The sequence below is a fragment of the Nguyenibacter vanlangensis genome (genome assembly GCF_013376155.1).
In the GTDB taxonomy this organism is placed as follows: domain Bacteria; phylum Pseudomonadota; class Alphaproteobacteria; order Acetobacterales; family Acetobacteraceae; genus Gluconacetobacter; species Gluconacetobacter vanlangensis.
In genome coordinates this window covers 1-1,268 of record NZ_JABXXP010000772.1, presented here as the reverse complement: position 1 = coordinate 1,268, position 1,268 = coordinate 1, and the positions used below count along the sequence as shown (strand labels likewise).

The window sequence follows — 1,268 nt, the reverse complement described above, 5'->3', positions numbered from 1 at the left end:
CGGCGCCGGACGCGGCATGCTTCTTTCCGGCGGGCGCATGGTGACGGTGCGCCGTGCCTGTCGCGCTGTCCGCCAGCGCGGCGCCGGGCACCGGTCCGAACGAGGTCGCAGCCATAAGAGTACATAAAAATACGTTATGACGACACCGCATTATTGACTCTCGTCCGGTTCATGGTCGTCAAAAAGATATCCGCTCCCCTCCGATCGTTCAATGTTTCGTTGCCGGTTCGATGTGGGGCAGCGCGTTTTCCGGTGCCTTTCGGGCACCGGTGCCCAATCCGCACCGGCTATCCGCGCCGCCGGCGCAGCACGTCGACCGAAATCCGCGCCGCATCCAGGATATGCCGCCGCGTCAGCGCCGCGATCCCCTCCGCGTCCCGGCTGCGACAGGCCGCCAGCAGCGCCAGGTGCTCGGCATCGGTCTCGGCCTTCCGCCCGGCGATCTCCAGATGCGCGCGGATATAACGATCGACCCGCCGATGCACGCCCTCGATCATCTCCAGCAGGCGCGGCCGGCCGCAGGCCGCATAGATCGCGCCATGGAACGCCCAGTTCAGCGGACCCGACCGCGCCATGCCATCCGGCGCGTCGCTGGTTCCAGCGACGAACGCCTCATACGCGTCCTCGACCCGCGCCAGGTCGACCCGCGTCATCCGCCTTACCGACTGCGTCGCCGCCATCTCCTCCAGCGAGGCACGAATCTCGGAAAAATCGATGATGTCCTCTTCCGACAGGCCGATCACTGTGGCGCCGCGATTCTGCTGGAACGCCACCAGCCCCTCGACTTCCAGTTGCTTCAGCGCCTCGCGCACCGGAATGGTGCTCACCCCGAACGCACCGGCCAGCTCCGACTGCCGCAGGGACTGCCCGTCGGCCAGGTGCCCGTCCAGGATCGCCTGGCGCAGCGCATTGCCCACCCATTCCGAAGCCAGGCCCCGCGGCTCCTCCGTGGCACGGATGAACAGGCTCTCCGGCAACATGATCTTCTCCCTCCCGCTCTGATCGCCCCCCAAACTCACCCTCCGCCCGGCCCGATGCAAGATCACCCTGTCACGCGCCCATCATAATCACGCACAAAATCATATACGCACTTGCGAATCATATATGATCTGTTAAGCAGCGGGAACGATCCCTTCACCTCCCCCCTACAGCAGCCAAGCCGCGCCCCGCCATGACCCAGCCCGTCCCGGACCCGTCCTCCTTTCCGCCCCCGACCGCGGCGCTGGCCGCCGCCCTGCCGACACGCGATCCCCTGCGCGCGCGCATCG

Annotated in this window: 1 protein-coding gene; it reads right to left on the bottom strand. The window is 66.7% G+C overall.

The window, feature by feature from the left end; genetic code table 11:
* Positions 1 to 287: 287 nt before the first annotated feature.
* The gene (locus HUK84_RS18890) at positions 288 to 980 is read right to left on the bottom strand and encodes a GntR family transcriptional regulator (protein ID WP_176641597.1); all 693 of its coding nucleotides are present in this window, start codon (positions 978 to 980) and stop codon (positions 288 to 290) included.
* Between the last annotated feature and the right edge of the window lie 288 nt (positions 981 to 1,268).

Coding starts and splice junctions, on each gene's coding strand:
- HUK84_RS18890 (WP_176641597.1), bottom strand. CDS start 980: ATGTTGCCGGAGAGCCTGTTCATCCGTGCCACGGAGGAGCCGCGGGGC.